The sequence below is a fragment of the Stenotrophomonas sp. 05L414_2 genome (genome assembly GCF_056397905.1).
In genome coordinates, this window is the sequence record NZ_JBFTOJ010000033.1 from 1 (window position 1) to 22,932 (window position 22,932).

The window sequence follows — 22,932 nt, forward strand, 5'->3', positions numbered from 1 at the left end:
CCACACAGCTCGRYGGAGWAGTCGCCCATSYTCAGYACGCGCACGYTSTCGCCGTACTTCTCGCCGAACAGSGCCATSGCGCCGAAGTCCAGCGCTTCCTGCATGCCCATGTTGTGCACTTCGGCGGCGTTGTTGGCGCGCACCTGCTGGTTGACCTTGCGCTCGATGATCGCCAGTTCCTCGGCGCTGATCGGCTGGAAATGCGAGAAGTCGAAGCGCAGGCGGTCCGGCGCCACCAGCGAGCCCTTCTGCTGCACGTGGGTGCCAAGCACTTCGCGCAGGGCAGCATGCAGCAGGTGGGTCGCCGAGTGGTTGAGGATGGTGGCGCCACGGCGCTCGCCATCGACCTGGCCGGACAGCACGTCACCGATCTTCAAACTGCCCTGGGTGRGCTTGCCGACGTGGCCATGGAACTGGCCCGCGAACTTCTGCGTATCGCTCACCTGCAGCTGTACGCCGGCAGCGGACAAGGTGCCGGTGTCGCCGACCTGGCCGCCGGACTCGGCGTAGAACGGGGTCTGGTTGGTCAGCACGATGACCTCGTCACCGGCCTGGGCAGCGTCCACCGGGCGGCCATCCTTGAGGATCGCCACCACGCCGAGGCCGTCGGCCTGCAGGCGGTCATAGCCCAGGAAGACAGTCGGCTTGAGCGTGGCGACCAGATCGGCCGACAGCGTCACGCCACCGCCGAACTTGCCGGCGGCACGCGCGGTCTCGCGCTGCGTCTCCATCGCGGCGTTGAAGCCGTCAATGTCCACGGTCAGGTCACGCTCGCGGGCGATGTCCTGGGTCAGGTCGAGCGGGAAGCCGTAGGTGTCGTACAGGCGGAACGCGTCCGCGCCCGGGATCACGCCATTGCTGACCTTGGYCGCAACGTCGTCGAAGATCTTCATGCCCGAGTCCAGCGTCTCGGCGAAACGCTCTTCTTCTGCCTGCAGGGCACGCACCACGGTATCGGCCTGTGCCGGCAGTTCCGGGTAGGCCTCGCCCATCTGCTCGACCAGGGTCGGCACCAGCTTGCTGAAGAACGGCTGGCGCACGCCCAGCATCCAGCCGTGTCGCAGYGCGCGGCGGATGATSCGGCGCAGCACGTAGCCGCGGCCTTCGTTGGACGGCAGCACGCCATCGACGATCAGGAACGAACAGGCGCGGATGTGGTCGGCGATCACGCGCAGCGACTTGTTTTCCAGATCAGCGGTTCCGGTCAGCTCCGATGCCTTGCGGATCAGCGCCTGGAACAGGTCGATCTCGTAGTTGGTATGCACGTGCTGCAGGATCGCGGCCAGGCGTTCCAGGCCCATGCCGGTGTCCACGCACGGTGCCGGCAGCGGCATCAGCGTGCCGTCCTGCTGGCGATCGAACTGCATGAAGACCAGGTTCCAGATCTCGATGAAACGGTCACCGTCCTCGTCCGGCGAGCCCGGCGGGCCACCGGCGATATGGTCACCGTGATCGTAGAAGATCTCGGTGCACGGACCGCACGGACCGGTATCGGCCATCTGCCAGAAGTTGTCCGAGGCGAACGGCGCGCCCTTGTTGTCGCCGATGCGGACGATCCGGTCTTCCGGAATGCCGATCATGTCGCGCCACAGTGCGTAGGCCTCGTCATCGGTCTGGTAGACCGTGACCAGCAGGCGCTCGGCGGGCAGCTTCCAGACCTGGGTCAGCAGCTCCCAGGCCCAGGCGATCGCATCCTTCTTGAAGTAATCGCCGAAGGACCAGTTGCCCAGCATTTCGAAGAAGGTGTGATGGCGGGCGGTGTAGCCCACCTGGTCGAGATCGTTGTGCTTGCCACCGGCACGCAGGCAGCGCTGGACGTCGGCCGCGCGCACGTAGCTGCGCTTTTCCGCGCCCAGGAACACGTCCTTGAACTGCACCATGCCGGAGTTGGTGAACAGCAGGGTCGGATCGTTGCCCGGCACCAGCGGCGCCGACGGCACGATGGTGTGGCCTTTGCCCTTGAAGAATTCAAGGAAGTCGCTGCGGATCTGGGATGTCGTGAATTTGGCGGATGCGTTCATGGGGGCTGGCAGTCTGCGGGCCGGGGCCCGTGCCGCCGGCCGCAGTGGCCAGGGTCGAACGGACCGCCGAAACCCCAAAGGGTATCAGGCCCGGCGCCATCAGTCTCAGTCGTCCGGATCGTAGCGGGTCGCGCGGCGGATGCTGTCGCCATCGAAGCCCCGGCGGGCCAGCAGATCGGCGGCCTTGCGGCGCTGCGCGAGGTCCTGCGGACCGGCCTCACCAAAGCGGCGACGGACCAGATCCCGGGCATTCTCCGTCCAGTCGCCCTCGAAGGTATCCATCGCAGCAGTAATCTGCTCGCTGTCCAGCCCGTGGGTTCCCAGCTCGGCACGTACATGGATGGGGCCATAACCCGTATTGGCGCGCATGCGCACCAGATTCTCGGCAAACCGGGTGTCGTCCTGCCAACCTGCCTCGGTCAGCTTGTCGACCGCCGCCTGCGCGGCCTCGTCCTCGATGCCCCGGGACGTCAGCTTGCGGGTCAGCTCCTTGCGCGAGTGCTCACGACGGACCAGCAGGCCCAAGGCGCGCTGGACAGGCGTCTGTTCGCGTACGCGGCGCTTACGGCCGGGTGCCGGGGCGTCGGAATCGTTCATTCTCGCCTTCAATCAAATGCGCCGTCCCTGGCGCGTCCCCCGTCGGGGAAACCGAATCTGCAGGACAGGGCGACGTCACTGACGGCGCCGCCCTGCCCCACAGCAAGCCTTTACTCGTCGTCGCCTTCGTCTTCGCCTTCCTCACGGACGGCTTCGGTCGGCTGGAACTTCTCGCGCAGCTCAGCCTCAAGCTTGGCGGCAACCTGCGGGTTGTCGCGCAGATAGCCACGGGCGTTGTCCTTGCCCTGGCCGATGCGCTCTTCACCGTAGCTGTACCAGGCACCGGCCTTCTCGACCAGCTTGGCTTCGACACCCATATCGATCAGCTCGCCTTCTCGGCTGATGCCTTCGCCGTACAGGATCTCGGTGATGACCTGCTTGAACGGGGGCGCCAGCTTGTTCTTGACGACCTTGATCTTGGTCTGGTTGCCGATGATCTCGTCGCCCTTCTTGATCGCGCCGATACGGCGGATGTCCAGGCGCACCGAGGCATAGAACTTCAGYGCGTTGCCGCCGGTGGTCACTTCCGGGCTCTGGCCCGGCATCATCACGCCGATCTTCATGCGCAGCTGGTTGATGAACACCACCAGGGTGTTCGAGCGCTTGATGTTGCCGGTCAGCTTGCGCAGCGCCTGGCTCATCAGACGCGCCTGCAGACCCGGCAACTGGTCGCCCATCTCACCTTCGATTTCAGCCTTGGGGGTCAACGCGGCGACCGAGTCGACCACCAGGATGTCCACCGAACCGGAGCGCACCAGCATGTCGGCGATTTCAAGCGCCTGCTCACCGGTATCCGGCTGCGACAGCAGCAGATCGTCGACATTGACGCCCAGCTTGCCTGCGTAGATCGGGTCCAGCGCGTGCTCGGCATCGATGAAGGCGGCGGTGCCACCCAGCTTCTGGCACTCGGCGATGGCCTGCAGGGTCAACGTGGTCTTGCCGGAGGATTCCGGACCGTAGATTTCCACCACGCGGCCCTTGGGCAGGCCACCRATGCCCAATGCGATATCCAGCATCAGAGAACCGGTCGGGATCGCCTCGACGGGCTCGACCACGCGGTCGCCCATGCGCATCACCGAGCCCTTGCCGAACTGCTTTTCGATCTGGCCCAGAGCTGCAGCGAGGGCGCGCTTCTTGTTCTCGTCCATCGGATTGGTCCTTGCAGAGGTCACGTCGTTGGAGGTGCTGTCTTTGGAAGTCTTCTTGGCCATGGGTTCACTTTAAGGCTGGCGTATCGCACAGGCTGAGATTCTGCCCGGCGTTCGGAAAAAAATTATCGGACATCCGTACCAACCTCAGCAGAACCAGAGAATCGCCACAAAAGACCGCGGGAATTGCAGGATGAATCGTCAACGGTTCGGTCGCAGCAGCCCGCAGTACAGGCCCTCGATCGAGAAATCCTGGTCCGGAAGCACGTCAATCGGCTTGTAATCGGGATTGCGCGGCAGCAGGCGGATGCGATCCTTGGCGATCTTCAGCAGCTTGACGGTGATCTCGTCATCGATGCGGGCCACCACGATCTGCCCGGAATGGKCATCGCGGGTCCGGTGCACACCGATCAGGTCGCCATCGAAGATGCCTTCGTCGATCATCGAATCGCCCTGCACTTTCAGCAGGTAGTCCGGTGCCGGCGAGAAGAACACCCGGTCCAGCACCACGAAATCATCCGAGCCGATGTCGGCGCCGATCGGCAGACCCGCAGCAACCCGACCCAGGATCGGCAGACGCAGGACGCTGTCGGGCAGGCCCGGCTCGGCGAGCTTCTCCACCGGCGGTGCCTGCACCAGACGGATGCCGCGGGCCTGGCCCGGCACGCGACGGATCGCCCCGGCCTGCTCCAGCGCCTCCAGGTGATACTGCGCTGCGCGTACGCCCTTGAAGCCGAAGGCACGCGCGATTTCAGTCTGCGAAGGGGGTGCGCCTTCGCTCTCGATACGCTCGGCGATCAACTGCAGGATCGCCTGCTGGGTGTCGGTCAGGTCCATGGTTAGTAGTATTACTACTAACACCCGGGACTGCAAGTGCCGAGGGCGATTCCGGCAGGAGCGAAAGCCGCCGGGCATGGCCCGGCGCTACCGGGAATGCGGCGTGGCTGGTTGGGGGCGGCAAAGGCAGAAGCAGCCGACCCGCGGTCGGCGCTACAGGAATCGCTGCGCGATGCCGCGGTTCCCGGCGGGAACCACCGCGGTAATCACACTACGTGTGCTTGCCGCTTCTCCAGATCGAGAACAGGATCCACACSCCGCAGAMSCCKGCGCCGAYGAARCCSSMCACGCCSAGCGCCAGCAGCCARCGGCTGGARACGCCKCCYACGCTGTGCATCACGATCGAGGAGCCGATGATCAAGGCTGCCGTGACGATCCCCATCACCAAGCGGTTCGCGGCGCGGTTGACCTGGTCGCCGAAGCCCTGCAGCGCGTTGGTCTCGACCTTCAGCTGCAGCCGGCCACGGCGCGCCGCCTGGACCAGCTTGCGCAGGTCCCGCGGCAACTCACCGGCGAAGTCGATCATGCCGAGCAGGCTGCGTCGGCCACGCTTGAACAGCGCCCGCGGCGCATAGCGCTGCAGTACCACCCGCTCCAGGAAGGGGCGCGCGGCGCTGGCCATGTCGAAATCCGGGTCGAGCTGGCGGCCCATGCCCTCCAGCGTCAGGAAGGCCTTGATCATCAGTGCCAGATCCGCCGGCAGGGTCAGGTTGTAGCTGCGCAGCAGCTGGGTGATGTCGCCCAGCATCAGGCCGATGCGCAGGTCCTTCAGCGGCACGCCGCGGTACTGGTCAACGAACAGGCTGATGTCATGCTGCAACCGGTTCTCGTCCACTTCCACGCCGCCGGCCCAGTCCAGCAACACATCGGCCACGCCCTGCGGATCCTGTTCAACCAGACCATGCAGCAGCTGCGCGACCTGGAAGCGACGCACCTCCGACAACGCGCCGACCATGCCGAAATCGATCACGCCGATGCGGCCGTCGCGCAGGTAGATGATGTTGCCCGGGTGCGGATCGGCATGGAAACTGCCGTCCTCCAGCACCATCTTCAATACGATGTCGGCGCCACGCCGGGCCAGTTCACGGCGGTCGATGCCGGCCGCATCGACACCGGCCAGATCACGTCCGGCAATGCCGTCGACGAAATCCTGGACATTCAGGCTTTCGCAGGTCCATTGCCAGTGCACCGCCGGAATCAGGATGTCGTCACGGCCCTCGAAGTTGCGCGCGATGCGCTCGGCGTTGCGGCACTCCGCGGCAAAATCCAGCTCGCGGCGCAGCGACACGGTGAACTGCTGCACCACCTCGGCGGGTCGGTAGCGGCGCAGATCCGGCAGCCGTGCCTCAACGATCTCGGCCAGCCGTGCCAGCAGGCGCAGATCGGCTTCAACCACGTCACGGATACCAGGGCGGCGCACCTTCAGCACCACTTCGCGGCCATCACGCAACCGCGCCCGATGGGCCTGGGCCAAGGAAGCGGCCGCCATCGGGGTTTCATCAAGGAAGGCAAACACCTGCGACGGCGGTGCACCGAGATCGGCCTCGAGCTGTTCGCGGATCTTCTCGTAGGGCAATGCCGGGACCGCGTTCTGCAACTCGGAGAGTTCGGCGATCCAGTCCGGCGGCAGCAGGTCGACGCGGGTGGCGAGCACCTGGCCCAGCTTCACGAACGTCGGCCCGAGATCCTGCAGGGCGCTGCGCACGCGCACCGGCGCGGTCATCCGCAGCATTTCCTGCCGCTCCTCGTTCCAGTGCAGCAGGCGGCCGGCACGTTCCAGTACCGTGGCCAGGCCGATGCGCCGCACGACGTCGCCGAAGCCGTAGCGGATCAGGACGGCGGCAATTTCCTGCAGCCGGCCAAGGTCACGGACGGTGCCCAGCGTCTCCCACATCGTTGCCTACTCCGGTTGATTGCCGGAGCAGCATGTCACAGCTGGGCGTCGATGCCGTGCAATGCCGCCGCTACGGTCTGCCGGCGGATGGCTTCACGGTCACCATCGAACTGGAACAGTTCGGCCCGGGCATAGCCGCCACGGCGCTTCCAGCCGATCCAGACACTGCCGACCGGCTTGTCCGGGCTGCCACCGCCCGGCCCTGCGATACCGGTCACCGCCACCGCGATGCCGGCACCGGAATTGACCAGCGCCCCGGACACCATCTCCAGCACGGCTTCGCGGCTGACCGCACCGAACTGCTCCAGCGTCTGCGCGCGCACGCCGAGCAGGCGCTGCTTGGCTTCGTAGCTGTAAACCACCATGCCGCAGTCGAAGAACGCCGAGGATCCGGCGATGTCGGTCATGCACTTGGCGATCCAGCCGCCGCTGCAGCTTTCAGCAGTCACCAGCTGCAGCGAAGCCTGCTGCAGGCGCTGGCCCAGCGCAGCGGCCTGGGCATTGAGTTCGGCGTCGGTCGGGAAGGCCATCGGGGTAGCTGAAAAGTGAAGAACCTGCACGTTGTACCGCAGATGGCAGGGTGGTGTCGCGGCCGCAGGACATGCCGGCCAACGGCCGGCACTACCTCACCATTCGGGCAGCTTCTCCGGCAGCAGGGCCCGGATCGGCTCGCCATCGGCGCTGGCCGCCAGCTTCTCGGCCTCGGCGATGGGAAGATCGACCTGCAACAGCCAGCCTTCTTCATCAGCCTCTTCACTGCGCACCACTTCCAATTGGTGCAGGCGAGCGCGAAGGCGGCCGGCACTGGGTGGCAGGCGCAACTCGCCGGTGACGTGCTGCAGACCCAACCGCTTGCCGAGTACGGCCTGCAACAGCTCGATGCCCTGCCCGTCGCGTGCGGAAATCCACACCCGCTCACGCCGCGATTCATCCGGCACGCCGTCTTGGCCGTCGTGGCGCACGTCGGCACCCTCGATGCGGTCGATCTTGTTGAACACCAGCAACTGCGGCAGGTCGCCGGCACCGACGGCGGTCAGCACTTCGTCGACCTGGGCGATGCGCTCCTCGCGGTGCGGATCGGCGGCATCGACAAGGTGCAGCAGGAAATCCGCTTCCCGCGCTTCAGACAGGGTCGAGCGGAAGGCCGCCACCAGGTCATGCGGCAGGTCGCGTACGAAACCAACCGTATCGGCCAGCACGACGTTGCCACCGGGCACGGCGATCCGGCGTACGGTCGGATCCAGGGTGGCGAACAACTGGTCGGCCGCATAGGCCTCGGCGCCGGTCATCGCATTGAACAAGGTCGATTTGCCGGCATTGGTGTAGCCCACCAGGGCGACGCGCGGCAGTTCGCTGCGCACACGCGCACGACGCATCTGGGTGCGCTGTACTTCGACTTTTTCCAGCCGCTTCTGCAGCTGTTCAACCCGCTTCTGCAGCAGGCGACGATCGGTTTCCAGCTGGGTTTCACCCGGGCCGCGCAGGCCGATCGAACCGCCACGCTGGCGCTCCAGATGGGTCCAGCCGCGCACCAGCCGTGTCGACATATGGCGCAGCTGGGCCAGCTCGACCTGCAGTTTGCCTTCATGGCTGCGCGCACGCTGGGCAAAGATGTCCAGGATCAGACCGGTACGGTCGATCACCCGGCGCTCGAGGAAACGCTCCAGATTGCGCTCCTGGCCCGGGCTCAACGCGTGGTTGACCAGGATCAGGTCTGCGCCGGTGGCTTCGGCGGCGGCCTTGATCTCATCCAGCTTGCCGCTGCCGATCAGGGTCGACGGGTTGGGGCGATCCAGCCGCGCGGTGATGGTCACCGCGATGCTGGCCCCGGCCGAGCGGGCCAGATCACCGAATTCTTCCAGCACATCGTCTTCCAGCTTGCCGAAATGCGGCTGGATCAACAGGGCGTGTTCGCCCTTTTTCGAGCGGTCAAACATTCACCGCTCCAACATCATTCGTCTGCTTCATCACCCGCCTGACCATCCTCACCTGATTGCACGTACCCACCACCCGGGCCGACCTTGACGTTGCGCGCCGGCACCACGGTGGAAATGGCGTGCTTGTAGACCATCTGGCTGACGGTGTTGCGCAGCAGGACCACGAACTGATCGAACGATTCGATCGTGCCCTGCAGCTTGATGCCGTTGACCAGGTACACCGAAACCGGCACGCGCTCGCGCCGCAGTGCATTCAAGAAAGGATCCTGCAGCGATTGCCCCTTGGACATTGCACACTCCTGATTATTGTTCTTATTGGTAGCCGGCGGTTGCCGCGGCCCCCGAGCCGCTTGCCGGCCCATGATGGTACACGGCCAGCGTCGGTTCAGCGTGCAACGAAGGTCGACACCGCGCCTGCGAGGCGCTCCCCATCCATATGGGGGTCGAACCAGCGCGCATCAAGCTCGCCGCGCAGCCAGGTAAGCTGGCGCTTGGCCAGTTGCCGGGTGGCGAAAATGGACTTGTCCCGGAAGCGGGCCGCGTCCCCGTCCCCGTCCAGGTACTCCCAGGCCTGGCGATACCCCACCGCGCGGACGGCGGGCAGGTCCAGCGGTGCGGCCACCGCCCGCATTTCCGGCAATGCACGCAGGGCGCGCACTTCGTCGAGGAAGCCCTGYGCGAGCATGGCGTCGAARCGGGYCTCGATGCGCTGGTGCAGGACGSYGCGGTCGCGCGGCGCCAGAAYCAGCTTSARSGTGCGCACCGGCAACGGGGCCACCCCGGGGCGGCGCTGCCATTCACTGATCGGCGTGCCGGTCAGCCGGTAGACCTCCAGCGCCCGCTGGATGCGTTGCGGGTCGGTGGCATGGATGCGTGCTGCGGCGGCGGGGTCAACGGCGGCCAGTTCGGCGTGCAGCGCCGCCCAGCCTCGCTCGGCGGCCTCGGCGCTCAGCACGGCACGCATCGCCGGGTCGGCCTCCGGCATCGGCGACAGACCCTGCAACAGCGCCCGGAAGTACAGGCCCGTGCCGCCGGCCAGGATCGGAGTCTTGCCACGGGCGACGATGTCGGCCACCACGCGGGCGGCGTCGGCGGCGAACTCGGCGGCGGAATAGGTCTGCCAGGGATCGCGCAGGTCCAGCAGGTGGTGCGGTGCCTGTGCGCGCTCGGCCGCATCCGGCTTGGCCGAACCGATATCCAGGCCGCGATAGACCAGCGCCGAATCGACACTGACGATTTCACCGTCCAGCTGCTGCGCCAGCGCGATCGCGGTGGCGGTCTTGCCSSWSGCGGTCGGSCCCATCACSGCGATCGCCAGCGGMCGCTGATCCACTGCCATCAGTCTTCGTCCGGCCAGCGGAGGGTCGGCTTGGCGTCCGCCCGCTCGGCAGGTACCGCCTCGACCGCCTGCCAGACCTTCAATGCATCGACCGTCGCTGCCACATCGTGCACGCGCACGATACGGGCGCCGCGCTGCACGGCGATCAGGTGTGCGGCCACCGACGCAGCGACACGCTCTGCCGGCGACTGACGACCGGTCAGCTCGCCCAGGCTGCGCTTGCGCGACAGCCCGGCCAGCATCGGCACGCCCAGTTCAAGGAAACGCTCCGAACGGGCCAGCAGCGTCATGTTGTGCGCCGTGGTCTTGCCGAAGCCAAAGCCGAGGTCGATCACCAGATTCTTCTTGGCGATGCCGGCCATCTCCGCGGCGAACAGCCGCTGCACCAGGAAGCCATGGACCTCGGCGACCACATCGTCGTACTGCGGGTCAGTCTGCATGTGACCCGGTTCGCCCTGCATGTGCATCAGCACCACCGGCACGCCCGCGTCCGCCGCCGCGTGCAGCGCACCGTCCTGGCGCAGGCCGAAGATGTCGTTGATCATCCCGGCGCCTGCAGCAACCGCGGCACGCATCACCTCCGGCTTGAAGGTATCGATGCTGATCGGCACCGCCGTGCGCGCTGCCAGCTGCTCGATGACCGGCACGACACGACGCAGTTCCTCGTCGATCGACACCGGCGCCGCGCCCGGACGGGTCGATTCGCCGCCGATGTCGAGCAGGTCGGCGCCCTCCTCCACCAGCTGCAGGCCATGCGCGACCGCCGCCTCGGTGGTGTCATGGGCACCACCATCGGAGAACGAATCCGGGGTGACGTTGACGATACCCATGACCCGGGCACGGTCCAGGCGCAGGATGCGGCCGGCGCAATCGAGCTGGGGCGAGATGTCGAACATGGCAGATCCTGCGGGCAACGAAGGTTAGTTTAAGGCGGCAGGGCTGCGCCCTGCACCCGCAGAGGCGGTAGTGCCGGCCGCTGGCCGGCAACCCCAACAGCAAAAGCAACCGCAGCATTCTGTGGGATGGCGGGGTCGGTCCGGTTGCGGGGGGGCGCTGCAAGTACGTCCATGCAAGCTCGGTCGCCACATCCATGCGGCTCACGCCTCCGCAATCGGGCCCACCCCGCCTTCGACAGTTTCCCGGTGGCCAGGAGATCCACGCCATGCGTGGATGAATCTCCATCGGAATCGAATATCTCGACAATTGAACGAAGAGCATCCACGCATGGCGTGGATCTACCGTGTCGACCAAGGTCGACACCTACCAGCAGCAGCGGGAAATTGTCGGAGGCGGGGCGCCGCCCTGCCGGCAAACCTCACCGCTGCCGGCGACGCTTCCGGTCCACGTACAGCGTCTTGATGATGCTCAGCAGGATACCCACCGCGATACCCACGCCACAGCCCAGCAGCAGATTGTCCACGGTCAGGCCGACAGCGACGCCGACTACGGTGGCGATCACCATCTCGGCGGTGTGGGAAATCGGTTCAGGCTTGGGGGCGGACATGCGGACTCCAGCGGGCTGTCAGGATCGGATGGGCCGGGGCCCGGAAACAACAAGGCCGGGTTGCCCCGGCCTCGTCTTGCATTGCGTACGGCAGGCCGTCAGATCGATTCGGCCGGACCGGCGATCGGCGGCAACGGACGGGCGTCGCCGCCCTTGTCGTTGTTGCCGCCATCCTTGTTGGACTTGTTCCAGCCCATCGGCGGCGGCGGGTCACGACCTTCCATGATCGCGTCGATCTGCGGCGCATCGATGGTTTCGTACTGCAGCAGCAGCTGCGACATCGTATGCAGCTTGTCGATGTTCTCGGTCAGCAGCTCGGTGGTGCGGGCGTACGCCTTGTCGAGGATGTTGCGCACTTCCTCGTCGATGCGACGGGCAGTGTCGTTGGACACGCTCTTGTGCTGGGTCACCGAACGACCCAGGAACACCTCATCGTCCTCTTCGCCATAGGCGATCGGGCCGAGCTGCTCGGACAGGCCCCACTTGGTGACCATGTTGCGGGCCATCTTGGTGGCACGCTCGATGTCATTGGACGCACCGGTGGTGACCTTGTCGGTACCGAAGATCAGTTCTTCCGCCACGCGGCCACCGTACAGCGAGCACAGCTGCGACTGGATCGCCACGCGGTTCATCGAGTACTTGTCGCCTTCCGGCAGGTACATGGTCACGCCSAGCGCACGGCCGCGCGGAATGATCGTGACCTTGTAGACCGGGTCATGTTCCGGCACCAGGCGGCCAACGATGGCATGGCCGGCTTCATGGTAGGCGGTGAGGGTCTTCTCCTCCTCGCTCATGGCCATCGAGCGGCGCTCGGCACCCATCAGGATCTTGTCGCGGGCACGATCGAAGTGGTCCATGCGGACCTCCTTCTCGTTGCCACGGGCGGCGAACAGGGCGGCCTCGTTACAGAGGTTGGCCAGGTCGGCACCGGAGAAGCCCGGGGTACCACGCGCGATCACCATCGGCACGACGTCGTCGGCCAGCGGCAGCTTGCGCATGTGCACCTTGAGGATGTGCTCGCGGCCCTTCACGTCCGGCAGACCGACCACCACCTGGCGGTCGAAGCGGCCCGGACGCAACAGCGCCGGGTCCAGCACGTCAGGACGGTTGGTGGCGGCGATCACGATCACGCCTTCGCCGCCTTCGAAACCGTCCATCTCGACCAGCAGCTGGTTCAGGGTCTGCTCGCGCTCGTCATGACCGCCGCCCAGGCCGGCACCACGGTGGCGACCGACGGCGTCGATTTCATCGATGAAGATGATGCACGGCGCGTGCTTCTTGGCCTGCTCGAACATGTCGCGCACTCGGCTGGCGCCGACGCCGACGAACATTTCCACGAAGTCCGAACCGGAGATCGAGAAGAACGGCACCTTGGCTTCGCCGGCGATGGCCTTGGCCAGCAGCGTCTTGCCGGTACCCGGAGGGCCGACCATCAGCACGCCGCGCGGGATCTTGCCGCCGAGCTTGGTGAACTTGGACGGGTCACGCAGGAAATCGACCAGTTCGCCGACTTCTTCCTTGGCCTCGTCGCAACCGGCAACATCRGCGAAGGTGACCTTGATCTGGTCTTCGCCCTGCAGCTTGGCGCGCGACTTGCCGAAGGACATCGCGCCCTTGGCACCGCCGCCACCGCCCTGCATCTGCCGCATGATGAACAGCCAGAAGCCGATGATCAGGATGACCGGCAGGAAATTCATCAGGATCGCGCCGAGGGAGATGCCGCTGGACGGCTCTTCCTGCACGATCTCGACGTTCTTGGTGCGCAGCACGTTGATCAGGTCGCGATCGAACGGTGCGGTGATGGTGGACGACTGTCCACCACGGGTGGTGTAGGTGATCTGGCTGGTACCGCCGCGCGTATCGCCGCCGAAGGCGACCTTCTGCACGTTGCCGGTGTCCACCTGGTCCAGGAACTGCGAGTACGAAGCGCCCTGCGCCCCGGCCCCCGAGGTCTTGGGCGAGAAGCTCTGGAAGACCACCATCAGCACGACGGCGACGACCACCCATAGCAGGAGGTTCTTGGTCAAGTCGTTCATCCTCATTGGCTCCGGTGTTCCTCTTAGTGCTGGCGTTGCGTTGGGGTCGAACTTACGGGGTCGAGCTTACTTCATGTGGGCGCGTTTTCCCTGACCCAAGGCATACACCTCGGGAGAGCGCTTGCGCGAGGCTTCCGGCTTGCGGATGGAGACCTTGTCGTACCGGCGGCGCATGTCGCGCACGTAGTCGTCAAAGCCTTCGCCCTGGAACAGCTTGATCAGGAACGCCCCACCAGTCTTGAGGTGGTTGTCGGCAAAATCCATGGCCAGCTCCGCCAAGTGCATCATCCGCGGCTGGTCGACCGCGTCCACACCACTCTTATTGGGGGCCATGTCCGACAGCACAAGGTCTACCGGCTGATCCCCGAGCATGGCTTCAAACTGCGATAGGACGGTTTCTTCCCTGAAGTCACCGTGAAGGAACTCCACGCCGGCCAGCGGCGGCATGTCCAGGATGTCCAGGGCCAGCACGCGGCCTGTATCGCCGATCTGTCTCCGCACCTGCTGAGACCAGCCACCTGGGGCCGCGCCGAGGTCGACCACCACCATGTGCGGCTTCAGCAGCCGGTCACGTTCGAGCAGTTCTTCAAGCTTGTAGGCCGCACGGGAGCGCATGCCTTCGGCCTGGGCCTTCTTCACGAAGGGATCGGAGAAGTGTTCCTTGAGCCAGCGCTGGCTGCTTTTGCTGCGGGTAGCCATTGGAAATAGGGGCTGATGGGGTCGCCATGATACCCTGATCGTCCCATTCAACCGTGTTTTCTGCATGCCCACTGCCTTGACCCCTTCCCAGACCCGTTTCCTGCGCGGCCAAGCCCACGACCTGAAGGCCCTGCTGCAGACCGGCGGCAAGGGCGTCACTCCGGCCTTCCTGACCGAGCTGAACGAAGTGCTGGAACGCCACGAACTGGTCAAGGTGAAGGTTGCCGCCGAAGACCGTGACGCCCGCGACGTGATGATCGGCGAAATCGTGCAGGCCACCGACAGTGCGCTGGTGCAGCGTATCGGCCATGTGGCCGTGCTGTATCGCCCGAGCAAGGAACACCGCCAGATCGTGCTGCCGCGCGGCTGATCGGACCCTGCCATGCAGCTGAACCACGAACTGCCCGACTACGCCTACAGCCTGCGCGCCGCTGACGGTCGCTCGGCACGGGTGAATGATCGCGTTCTGGGCAACAGCTTCTTCCTGACCCCGGACCAGCTGGTCGAACAGTGGCCGGTGACCGATGTCGCGGCGCTGCAGGTGGCTGACCTGGAGCCGATCCTGGCACTGAAGCCGGCGTTGATACTGCTCGGCACCGGAGAGCGCCAGGCGTTCCCGCCGGCGGTTGTCATGGCCGCCTGCCTGTCGCGCGGTATCGGACTGGAAGTGATGAACAATCCGGCTGCCGCACGTACCTTCAACATCCTTGCCGGCGAAGGCCGCAAGGTGGCGGCCGCCTTCATCCTGGAAGGCTGAGGCCCGAGGTCGCCGGGCATGGCCCGGCGCCACCTGAAACACACGTTGCGCATATGTAAGCGTCCGAGCCCATGCTCGGGCAGTGCTGCATTGCGGCGTACAGCCGCCGGGCATGGCCCGGCGCTACCCGTATCTGCCCGCGCTAGCGCGCCGGCAGATACTGTTGCGGGTCGAAAGGCAGCCGAGCACGGCGCGGCTCTACAGGCGCAAGGCAATCGCGGCATCTGTGAGCGTCCGAGCCCATGCTCGGGCAGCGCTCCATTGCGGCGTACAGCCGCCGGGCATGGCCCGGCGCTACCCGCGTATCTGCCCGCGCTAGCGCGCCGGCAGATATTGCTGCGGGTCGACCGGCTTGCCGTTGTAGCGGGTGAGCCGAGGGCGCTTGCGGCCCATGGGACGCGCCCTTGGCGAACGCCCGGCGCGCTGCGCCGGGCCGGGGATCCGCCCGGAGAAAGAGCGGCCGGTTACTTCGCCGGCAGATATTGCTGCGGGTCAACCGGCTTGCCGTTGTAGCGGATCTCGAAGTGCAGCATGTCCCGGTTGGCGCCGGTACGGCCCATCTCGGCGATCTGCTCGCCGGCCTTCACGCTCTGCCCTTCATTGACCAGGCGCTTGCGGTTGTGGCCATAGGCCGACAGCCACTGGTCGCTGTGCTTGATGATGATCAGCTCGCCATAGCCGACCAGGCCGGCGCCGGAATACACCACCACGCCATTGGCCGTGGCCTTCACCGGCGCGCCGCTGGTGCCGGCGATGTCCACGCCCTGCTTGGTTGCATCGCCGGCCACGTAGCGGCCCACGACTGCGCCATCGGCCGGCCAGCGCCAGGCGATGTTGCTCTTGACCGGACCGGCCGGACCCGGCGTCGGCGCGGTACTGCCGCCAGACGTGCTGCCAGCCGGACGCGGCGCGGTGACCACGGTGGTCGGCGCACGACCGCCACCGGAACCGGCCGGATACAGGCGGATCACCTGCCCCGGGTAAATGGTCGACGGGTTGTCCAGGTTGTTCCAGGCGATCAGGTCGGCCGGCGTGATGTCGTGGATGCGGGCCAGCGCATAGATGGTGTCGCCCTTGCGCACGACCACCGTCTGCCCCGGCTTGGGCACCGACGTCTTCGGCGTGCTGACGCCACTGCTGCCGCCGCCACTGGGCCGGACCACGGTGGCGGTGCCACAGGCGGCCAGGGTGGATACCAGCAACGCCAGCGCGCCGATGCGCACTCCCTTGCTCAGACGATCTGCACTCATGCGAACTTCGACCTCCATACAAGCCAGGCGATCAGCACCACCACCAACGCGGTGGCGATCCAGCCCAGCGGTTCAATCCATCGGCGCAGCGCAGCTTCCGCGCGCGCACCACCGATACGGATGACCGCAGCCAGCACGAACACGCGCTTGCCACGACCGATCAACATGCTCAACAGGTACTGCGGCATCGGCACGCCGACGATACCCGATGCCCACGTGAAGACCTTCATCGGAATCGGCATGAAGCCGCCCAGCACCAGGAAGGTGAACACCGCCCAGGGCGACTCCACCATCTTCGCCTGCACGGTAGCGATGCCCTGCTCGATCGCCGGCAGCATGCCCAGCGCCTCGAACACCGGCTTGACCGCTTCGAATGCATAGTGGCCCAGCGCGTAGCCGATCAGCGCGCCGACCATCGAGCCGGCCAGGCTGAGGGTGGCGAACCACCAGCCGCGCTTGGGCTGGGCCACGCACATCGGCGCCAGCATCACTTCCGGCATCACCGGGAAGATGATGGCTTCGAAAAAGCTCAGCACCATCAGATAGGTCGGCGCGCGCTCATGCGCGGCCCACTTCATCGCCCGCTCGTACAGCGGCCCGAAAATCTTCATGCAACCCTGCTCCGTGGATTCAATCGAGCATGCCAGACAGCAGCGGCACGAAGGTGACCGGCGCCAGCACGCGTTGTTCGATGCTGCCGTCATCCTTGCGGTCGAGCTGCACCAGCGACTGTGCGCCGGCGCCACCGACCGGGGCGACCAGGCGGCCACCTGCAGCCAGCTGCTCGACCAGCGCATCGACCAGTGCCGGTGCGGCGGCGGTAACCACGATGGCGTCGAACGGGCCATGCTCGGCCCAGCCCACGCGGCCGTCGTCGTGCTTGGTGCGGATGTTCATGCCCAGCGCGCGGAACCGCTTGCGCGCCTGCCGCAGCAGGTCACCGATGCGCTCGACGGTATAGACCTCCAGCCCCAGCGCGCCGAGCACGGCGGCCTGATAGCCCGAGCCGGTACCCACTTCGAGCACCTTCTTCGGCGCCACCTGCAGCACGGCCTCGGTCATCCGCGCCACTACCCACGGCTGGGAAATGGTCTGGCCGTGGCCGATCGGCAGCGCGGTGTCTTCATATGCGCGCGAGGCCAGGGCCTCATCGATGAACAGATGGCGCGGCACCACCCGGATCGCGTTCAGCGTCGACTCGTCGACGATGCCGGCTTCGCGCAGGCGGTCGACCAGGCGGTCGCGCACGCGCTGCGATGTCATGCCGATGCCGACTGCTTCCGGCTGCAGGCGCAGGCGTGGGCTCATGCCGGCCGGTCCAGCGCGGCGCTGAGGCCGCCGACCCAGCTGGCGACCTTTTCCAGTGCCTGATAGCGGGTCAGGTCAACCTGGATCGGGGTGATCGAAATGTAGCCGGTGCGCACCGCATGGAAATCGGTGCCCGGGCCGGAGTCCTGCTCGCGGCCGGCCGGACCGATCCAGTACACCTCGTTGCCGCGCGGGTCTTTCTGCGCGATGCAGCCTTCGGCGCGATGACGGTTGCCCAGGCGGGTGACTTCGAAGCCCTTGACCTCGCTCCACGGCAGGTCCGGCACATTGACGTTGAGGATGGTGTCGGCCGGCAGCGGATCGGCCTTGAGGCGGGCAACGATCTCCACTGCGGCACGCGCCGCCGTCTCGAAATGCTTGGGGTCGTGGTTACGGGTCACCAGCGACACCGCCACTGCAGGCAGGCCGAGGAAACGTCCTTCCATCGCCGCCGAGACGGTGCCGGAATAGATCACGTCGTCGCCGAGGTTGGCGGCATTGTTGATACCGGACACGACAATGTCAGGCTCGAATTCGAGCAGGCCGGTCAGCGCAAGGTGCACGCAGTCGGTGGGCGTGCCGGCCACCGACACGGTGTAGTGGTCGATGCGCTTGAGCCGGATCGGCAGATCCAGGGTCAGCGAATTGCTGGCGCCGGAGCGATCGCGGTCCGGTGCGACCACCGTGACTTCGTGCCCGGCCTCGCGCAGCACGGATGCAAGCATCCGGATGCCCGCCGCGTCGACACCGTCATCATTGCTGACCAGGATGCGCATCTTCGATTTAACCGCTTGATTTTCCAAGAATTCGATCCCGTCACCTTGCAACGTGGGCGAAGCCGGCCCGTCTCCTCCAGGGAGGCGGCAGCTCCGCAAGTGCGCTGACTATTGTGCCGCAAGCGGGCGCTGGGTCCTACCCTGTCTGCGGTCACGGCCGACATCCAACGGTCATAGGCAGACCCGCGCAGGCGGTTTACCCTGTGCGCATGTCGCACCCTGAAGACGAAGATCCGGCTGCATTGTTCCGTGCCGCCATCGGCGAAGTGACGCCGCTGCGCAAGGAAGTGGAGCCCGCGCCTGCTGCGCCGCGGCCGAGGCCGCGTGCGCGCATGGCCGAGCGCGACGACGCAGAAGCCGCCGGTGAGTTCGCCCGGCTGCTGCGCGACAACGCCCCGCTGGAAGCGGGCGACGTTGCCAGCTACCGGCGCGACAACCTGCCGCCACGCCTGTTCCAGCGCTTGAAGCGCGGACAGTACTCGGTGCAGGACGAACTGGACCTGCACGGCGCCACCGCCGCGCAGGCCGAGATGATGCTGCGCCAGTTCCTGCTGGAGGCGCACGCCCACGAGTACGGCTGCGTGCGCATCATCCACGGCAAGGGCCTGCAGTCCGATGGCAGTGCGCCGGTGCTGAAGAACCTGGTGGACCGCCTGCTGCGCCTGCGCAACGACGTGCTGGCGTTCCATTCCGCCCCGACCGGACAAGGCGGGACCGGTGCCATGCTGGTGCTGCTGGCGCGGCGCTGACGTTCTGCCGGTGGGATTCATCCACGCATGGCGTGGATCTACTGACGGCCCGTCCACGCATGGCGTGGATCTACTGTGGCGGGCGGAGGAAGGTGGATCCACGGCATGCGTGGATGCTCTTCGCCTCCGCCACCATTTCCGTCAGGCCTGCGACGCGTCCTCGACCGGGCCGAGCTCGTGCAGGACCGCGGTGGCATAGCAGCCTGGCGGCAGCGCAAAGGACAACTCCAGTACGTCAGCGGCCAGCCACTGGTGCTGCAGCAGCGCTGGACGCAGCCGCAGCGCGCGCCGCTCCTGCTTCAGCCGCGCCTCTTCCAGGCCGGCGCGCAGCGCCTTTGATTCGTCATCATCCAGCGCTGCCAGTTCCAGCTCACGGGCGGCGTCGCTGCTGCGCAGCTCACCCTCACCCCACAACGGAGCACTGGGGTGGATGTCGAAACGTGCCAGGCGCTCGGCCAGCACGTCGCTGTAGGGCTCGGGGCCGAACACGCTGCGGCTGCCATCAAGCATCCACACTTCGCCCTGCAGCGGCTGGTCCCAGCTGCCCTGCTCCACGCGTGCAGCGAGCACGCGGTTGAACAAGGCCGAACGCGCCGCCGACAACAGCAGCGAACGCTGGTCCTTGCGCATGCGCCGGCCACCGAACATCGCCAACGCAGCGGGAACGTTGCCGCCATCGCGACCGAAGCGCTGCTCGCCGAACCAGTTCGGCAGGCCACGCGCGGCGATCTGCTGCAGGCGCTCGTCGATTGCCGCCGCGTCACCCTGCACATCGCGCAGCACCAGCCTGAAGCGGTTGCCCGCCAACGCACCGCGCTGCAGCTTGCGGTTGTGCCAGGTGGAGTCGATCACCTCGATCTCGTCACTGGCCAGCTCGGCCAGATCGGGCGCGACGCGCTTGGGCAGATGTACGCTGAAACGCTGGGTGGTGACCGCGTTGCGGTCCTTCATGCCGGCATAGCTGACCGCCATTTCCGGCAGGCCTGCCCACTTGGCCAGTACCTTGGCCACGTGCACCGTATTGGCGCCACGCTTGCGGATATGCAGCAGCAGATGCTCGCCTTCACCGGTCGCTTCGAAAGCGGGCAGCTCATCGACCTGGAAATCTTCCGGCGTGGTGCGGATGCGCGCCTGCAGCAGCGGTGCACCGAACGCGAGCGGCAACGGGATCATGCGGCCACCAGCAGCACGACCGCCTGCGCAGCGATGCCTTCGCCACGGCCGGTGAAGCCCAGCTTCTCGGACGTGGTGGCCTTGACGCTCACCGCATCCAACGGCAGCTGCAACAGTTCACCGATGCGCTCGCGCATGGCCAGCGCATGCGGGCCGACCTTGGGCCGTTCGCAGATCACGGTGATGTCGGTGTTGCCGACACGCCAGCCGCGCTCGCGCAGCAGGCCATCGCAATGGCGCACGAATTCGCTGCTGTCCGCGCCCTTCCAGCGGTCGTCAGTGGGCGGGAAGTGCTGGCCGATGTCGCCCAGCGCGATCGCACCGAGCATGGCGTCGCACAACGCGTGCAGGATGACGTCGCCGTCGCTGTGCGCGAGCACGCCGCAGCTGTGCGGCACCGCGATGCCACCGAGCATGATGTGGTCGCCTTCACCGAAGGCATGGACGTCGTAGCCCTGGCCGATACGGACGGGCGGGAACGGGGAGGTGCTCATGGATGCAGCCCTTGCAGCAGGGCCGCGCGGGCGGTCAGCCGGCGCGGCGGGAGAGTACGAATTCGAAACGATCGAGATCGGCCGGCGTGGTGACCTTGAAGTTGTCCTCGCTGCCTTCCACCAGCAGCGGGCGCTGGCCCTGGCGCTCCATGGCCATGGCATCGTCGGTCACATCGATACCGGCGGCAGCGGCCTCGGACAGTGCGCGGATCAGCTGGTGGCGGCGGAACAGTTGCGGCGTCAGTGCGCGCCACAGGCGCTCACGTGGCTCGGTGCCGTCGATGCCACCATCATCACCAGCACGCTTGAGCGTGTCGCGTACCGGCGCGGCCAGGATGGCGCCGACCGGATCGGTGCGGCCCACTTCCAGCAGGCGGCCAAGATCGGCCTGCGACAGGTTCGGACGCGCCGCGTCGTGCACCAGCACGAATTCATCGGCACGCACGCTGTCCGGCAAGGCCTGCAGCCCCGCCAGCACCGAGGCGGCGCGGGTGGCGCCACCGGTGCAGGTCAGCACCGGTTTGCCCGCCCATTCGCTCCAGCCCGGCCAGTCGGCATCGTCCGCACCGATCACCACCATCGCCCCGGCCACGGCCGGGTGTGCCAGCAGTGCGTCCAGGGTGTGGGCGAGCAGGGTCTGCCCGCCCGCCTGCAGGTACTGCTTGGGCAACGGCGCACCAAAACGCGTGCCGCGCCCTGCGGCCGGAACAACCACCCAGATCGCCGCGCTCATGGCACGTCCGCAGGATGGTCACCGGCCGGGGCCGCAACCGGCGCAGGCTGCGCCGGACGCGTCGGTGCATCTTCCACGACGCGATAGAACTTCTCGCCGGGCTTGATCATGCCCAGCTCGCTGCGCGCGCGTTCTTCGATGGCGGACTGGCCTTCCTTGAGGTCCTTCACTTCGGCAGCAAGCGCATCGTTGCGCTGCTGCAGACCGTCATTGTCCCGCTCCTGGTTGGCGACCTGGGCTTCGAGCATCATCACTTCACCCGAATTGCCCGGGCCGAACCAGAAACGGTACTGCAGCCATGCCAGCAGCAGGGCCAGCAACAACAGCAGCCAGCGCCAGTCGCGCATCGGCTCAGCGCTTCAGCGACACGAACGCGTCACGACCAGCGTAACGCGCGCCGGCACCGAGGGCTTCCTCGATGCGCAGCAGCTGGTTGTACTTGGCCACGCGATCGCTGCGGCACAGCGAGCCGGTCTTGATCTGGGTGGCGGTGGTCGCCACCGCAATGTCGGCGATGGTGGTGTCCTCGGTTTCACCCGAACGGTGCGAGACCACGGCGGCGTAACCGGCACGGTCGGCCATGGCGATCGCTTCCAGCGTTTCGCTGAGGGTACCGATCTGGTTGACCTTGATCAGGATCGCATTGGCGGTGCCCGAATCGATGCCTTCCTGGAAGATCTTCGGATTGGTGACGAACAGATCGTCGCCGACCAGCTGCACCTTCTTGCCGATGCGATCGGTCAGCAGCTTCCAGCCCGCCCAGTCGTTCTCGGCCAGGCCGTCTTCGATGGTGATGATCGGGTACTGCGCGGCCCAGTCAGCCAGGAAGTCGACGAACTGCTCGGAGGTCAGGCGCTTGTTCTCGCCGACCAGGTTGTACTTGCCGTTCTCGAAGAATTCGCTGGAGGCCACGTCCAGGCCCAGCAGCACGTCTTCACCGGCGGTGTAGCCGGCCTTGCCGATGGCTTCGAGGATGGTGTCCAGCGCTTCGACGTTGCTGCGGAAGTCCGGCGCGAAGCCGCCTTCGTCGCCCACCGCCGTGCTCAGGCCGTGGCCCTTCAGCACCGACTTCAGCGAATGGAAGATTTCGGTACCGGCACGCAGCGCTTCGGAGAACGAGGTGAAGCCGACCGGCAGCACCATGAACTCCTGGAAATCGACGTTGTTGTCGGCGTGCGCGCCGCCGTTGATGATGTTCATCATCGGCACCGGCAGCGACGGGGTCGCGCCGGTCTTGGCGGCCAGGTACTGCCACAGTGCCTGCTTGCTGGAGGCAGCGGCGGCGTGCGCGGCGGCCATGGAAACGCCCAGCAGTGCGTTGGCACCCAGGCGGCCCTTGTTCTCGGTGCCATCCAGATCGATCAGGCGACGGTCCAGGCCGGCCTGGTCGGTAGCCTCGAAGCCCTTCAGTGCGTTGGCGATGGCGCCGTTGACGTTGTCGACGGCCTTGCGCACGCCCTTGCCGAGGTAACGGGTCTTGTCGCCGTCACGCAGCTCCACCGCTTCCTTGGTGCCGGWCGATGCGCCGGAGGGAACCGCGGCGCGACCGAACGAACCGTCCTCCAGGGTGACTTCGGCTTCCAGCGTGGGGTTGCCACGGCTGTCGAGGATTTCACGGGCATGGATGCTGCGGATCGTACTCATGGTCGGGCCGGTTACCTGTATGGAGAGGGGGCGACA

25 protein-coding genes are annotated in these 22,932 nt (G+C 66.4%); 3 read left to right on the top strand and 22 right to left on the bottom strand.

Annotated elements, in window-relative coordinates:
• The 13 genes from alaS to rlmE form a co-directional block, all read right to left on the bottom strand.
• A partial coding sequence (gene alaS, locus AC1DJN_RS06710; protein WP_478039018.1) for an alanine--tRNA ligase occupies positions 1-2,021 on the bottom strand: 2,021 nt, incomplete at its 3' end.
• 105 nt (positions 2,022-2,126) lie between these two features.
• Positions 2,127-2,618 carry a recombination regulator RecX gene (gene recX / locus AC1DJN_RS06715; RefSeq protein WP_025878922.1) on the bottom strand — a complete coding sequence of 164 codons (492 nt, stop codon included), beginning with the start codon at positions 2,616-2,618 and terminating at the stop codon, positions 2,127-2,129.
• Between the two features lie 110 nt (positions 2,619-2,728).
• Entirely contained in the window at positions 2,729-3,766 is a 1,038-nt protein-coding gene (recA, locus tag AC1DJN_RS06720; RefSeq protein ID WP_025878921.1) for a recombinase RecA, read from the bottom strand.
• A 201-nt stretch (positions 3,767-3,967) separates the two neighbouring features.
• Positions 3,968-4,603: a transcriptional repressor LexA gene (gene lexA / locus AC1DJN_RS06725; RefSeq protein ID WP_478039019.1), complete on the bottom strand. Its 636-nt coding sequence runs from the start codon at positions 4,601-4,603 to the stop codon at positions 3,968-3,970.
• Between the two features lie 211 nt (positions 4,604-4,814).
• A complete protein-coding gene (gene ubiB / locus AC1DJN_RS06730; protein WP_478039020.1) occupies positions 4,815-6,497 on the bottom strand; it encodes a 2-polyprenylphenol 6-hydroxylase in 1,683 nt (560 codons plus the stop codon).
• 35 nt (positions 6,498-6,532) lie between these two features.
• Positions 6,533-7,027 (bottom strand): CinA family protein, encoded by a 495-nt coding sequence (locus AC1DJN_RS06735; protein WP_025878918.1) that lies wholly within the window; start codon positions 7,025-7,027, stop codon positions 6,533-6,535.
• A 96-nt stretch (positions 7,028-7,123) separates the two neighbouring features.
• On the bottom strand, positions 7,124-8,434 hold the full coding sequence (gene hflX / locus AC1DJN_RS06740) for a ribosome rescue GTPase HflX (RefSeq protein ID WP_025878917.1): 1,311 nt from the start codon (positions 8,432-8,434) through the stop codon (positions 7,124-7,126).
• Between the two features lie 14 nt (positions 8,435-8,448).
• Positions 8,449-8,724: an RNA chaperone Hfq gene (hfq, locus tag AC1DJN_RS06745; protein ID WP_025878916.1), complete on the bottom strand. Its 276-nt coding sequence runs from the start codon at positions 8,722-8,724 to the stop codon at positions 8,449-8,451.
• Between the two features lie 95 nt (positions 8,725-8,819).
• Positions 8,820-9,773 carry a tRNA (adenosine(37)-N6)-dimethylallyltransferase MiaA gene (gene miaA / locus AC1DJN_RS06750; RefSeq protein WP_478039021.1) on the bottom strand — a complete coding sequence of 318 codons (954 nt, stop codon included), beginning with the start codon at positions 9,771-9,773 and terminating at the stop codon, positions 8,820-8,822.
• Positions 9,773-10,669 (bottom strand): dihydropteroate synthase, encoded by an 897-nt coding sequence (gene folP, locus AC1DJN_RS06755; RefSeq protein WP_032976513.1) that lies wholly within the window; start codon positions 10,667-10,669, stop codon positions 9,773-9,775. Before folP ends, miaA begins: the two co-directional genes overlap by 1 nt.
• Positions 10,670-11,088: 419 nt before the next feature.
• Positions 11,089-11,277, bottom strand: coding sequence for a hypothetical protein (locus AC1DJN_RS06760; RefSeq protein WP_025878913.1), 189 nt, complete (start codon positions 11,275-11,277; stop codon positions 11,089-11,091).
• Between the two features lie 98 nt (positions 11,278-11,375).
• Positions 11,376-13,313 (bottom strand): ATP-dependent zinc metalloprotease FtsH, encoded by a 1,938-nt coding sequence (gene ftsH, locus AC1DJN_RS06765; protein ID WP_025878912.1) that lies wholly within the window; start codon positions 13,311-13,313, stop codon positions 11,376-11,378.
• Positions 13,314-13,379: 66 nt separating this feature from the next.
• Positions 13,380-14,012 carry a 23S rRNA (uridine(2552)-2'-O)-methyltransferase RlmE gene (rlmE, locus tag AC1DJN_RS06770; protein WP_025878911.1) on the bottom strand — a complete coding sequence of 211 codons (633 nt, stop codon included), beginning with the start codon at positions 14,010-14,012 and terminating at the stop codon, positions 13,380-13,382.
• 64 nt (positions 14,013-14,076) lie between these two features.
• Here rlmE and yhbY point away from each other — a divergent pair, with 64 nt between their 5' ends.
• Both yhbY and AC1DJN_RS06780 read left to right on the top strand, forming a co-directional pair.
• Complete coding sequence (gene yhbY / locus AC1DJN_RS06775) at positions 14,077-14,382, top strand: ribosome assembly RNA-binding protein YhbY (RefSeq protein ID WP_025878910.1); 306 nt, start codon at positions 14,077-14,079, stop codon at positions 14,380-14,382.
• 12 nt (positions 14,383-14,394) lie between these two features.
• Positions 14,395-14,769: an Mth938-like domain-containing protein gene (locus AC1DJN_RS06780; RefSeq protein WP_032976512.1), complete on the top strand. Its 375-nt coding sequence runs from the start codon at positions 14,395-14,397 to the stop codon at positions 14,767-14,769.
• Positions 14,770-15,233: 464 nt separating this feature from the next.
• Here the strand turns inward: AC1DJN_RS06780 and AC1DJN_RS06785 are convergent, their stop codons facing one another.
• From AC1DJN_RS06785 to surE, 4 genes are read right to left on the bottom strand one after another with little or no spacing between them, the layout of a single operon-like run.
• The gene (locus tag AC1DJN_RS06785) at positions 15,234-16,019 is read right to left on the bottom strand and encodes a peptidoglycan DD-metalloendopeptidase family protein (RefSeq protein WP_032976511.1); all 786 of its coding nucleotides are present in this window, start codon (positions 16,017-16,019) and stop codon (positions 15,234-15,236) included.
• Positions 16,016-16,630, bottom strand: coding sequence for a YqaA family protein (locus AC1DJN_RS06790; protein ID WP_025878907.1), 615 nt, complete (start codon positions 16,628-16,630; stop codon positions 16,016-16,018). Before AC1DJN_RS06790 ends, AC1DJN_RS06785 begins: the two co-directional genes overlap by 4 nt.
• Positions 16,631-16,649: 19 nt before the next feature.
• On the bottom strand, positions 16,650-17,327 hold the full coding sequence (locus AC1DJN_RS06795) for a protein-L-isoaspartate(D-aspartate) O-methyltransferase (RefSeq protein ID WP_025878906.1): 678 nt from the start codon (positions 17,325-17,327) through the stop codon (positions 16,650-16,652).
• Positions 17,324-18,103: a 5'/3'-nucleotidase SurE gene (gene surE / locus AC1DJN_RS06800; RefSeq protein ID WP_032976510.1), complete on the bottom strand. Its 780-nt coding sequence runs from the start codon at positions 18,101-18,103 to the stop codon at positions 17,324-17,326. Before surE ends, AC1DJN_RS06795 begins: the two co-directional genes overlap by 4 nt.
• Before the next feature lie 209 nt (positions 18,104-18,312).
• Here surE and AC1DJN_RS06805 point away from each other — a divergent pair, with 209 nt between their 5' ends.
• Entirely contained in the window at positions 18,313-18,852 is a 540-nt protein-coding gene (locus tag AC1DJN_RS06805) for a Smr/MutS family protein (protein ID WP_032976509.1), read from the top strand.
• Positions 18,853-18,993: 141 nt separating this feature from the next.
• Here the strand turns inward: AC1DJN_RS06805 and truD are convergent, their stop codons facing one another.
• From truD to eno, 5 genes are read right to left on the bottom strand one after another with little or no spacing between them, the layout of a single operon-like run.
• Positions 18,994-20,025, bottom strand: coding sequence for a tRNA pseudouridine(13) synthase TruD (truD, locus tag AC1DJN_RS06810; RefSeq protein ID WP_032976508.1), 1,032 nt, complete (start codon positions 20,023-20,025; stop codon positions 18,994-18,996).
• Positions 20,022-20,519 carry a 2-C-methyl-D-erythritol 2,4-cyclodiphosphate synthase gene (ispF, locus tag AC1DJN_RS06815; protein ID WP_025878902.1) on the bottom strand — a complete coding sequence of 166 codons (498 nt, stop codon included), beginning with the start codon at positions 20,517-20,519 and terminating at the stop codon, positions 20,022-20,024. Before ispF ends, truD begins: the two co-directional genes overlap by 4 nt.
• A 34-nt stretch (positions 20,520-20,553) precedes the next feature.
• Positions 20,554-21,252 (bottom strand): 2-C-methyl-D-erythritol 4-phosphate cytidylyltransferase, encoded by a 699-nt coding sequence (ispD, locus tag AC1DJN_RS06820; RefSeq protein ID WP_033830799.1) that lies wholly within the window; start codon positions 21,250-21,252, stop codon positions 20,554-20,556.
• A complete protein-coding gene (gene ftsB, locus AC1DJN_RS06825; RefSeq protein WP_025878900.1) occupies positions 21,249-21,599 on the bottom strand; it encodes a cell division protein FtsB in 351 nt (116 codons plus the stop codon). The genes ispD and ftsB overlap by 4 nt, the downstream gene beginning before the upstream one ends.
• A gap of 4 nt (positions 21,600-21,603) precedes the next feature.
• Complete coding sequence (gene eno, locus AC1DJN_RS06830) at positions 21,604-22,896, bottom strand: phosphopyruvate hydratase (RefSeq protein ID WP_478039022.1); 1,293 nt, start codon at positions 22,894-22,896, stop codon at positions 21,604-21,606.
• Between the last annotated feature and the right edge of the window lie 36 nt (positions 22,897-22,932).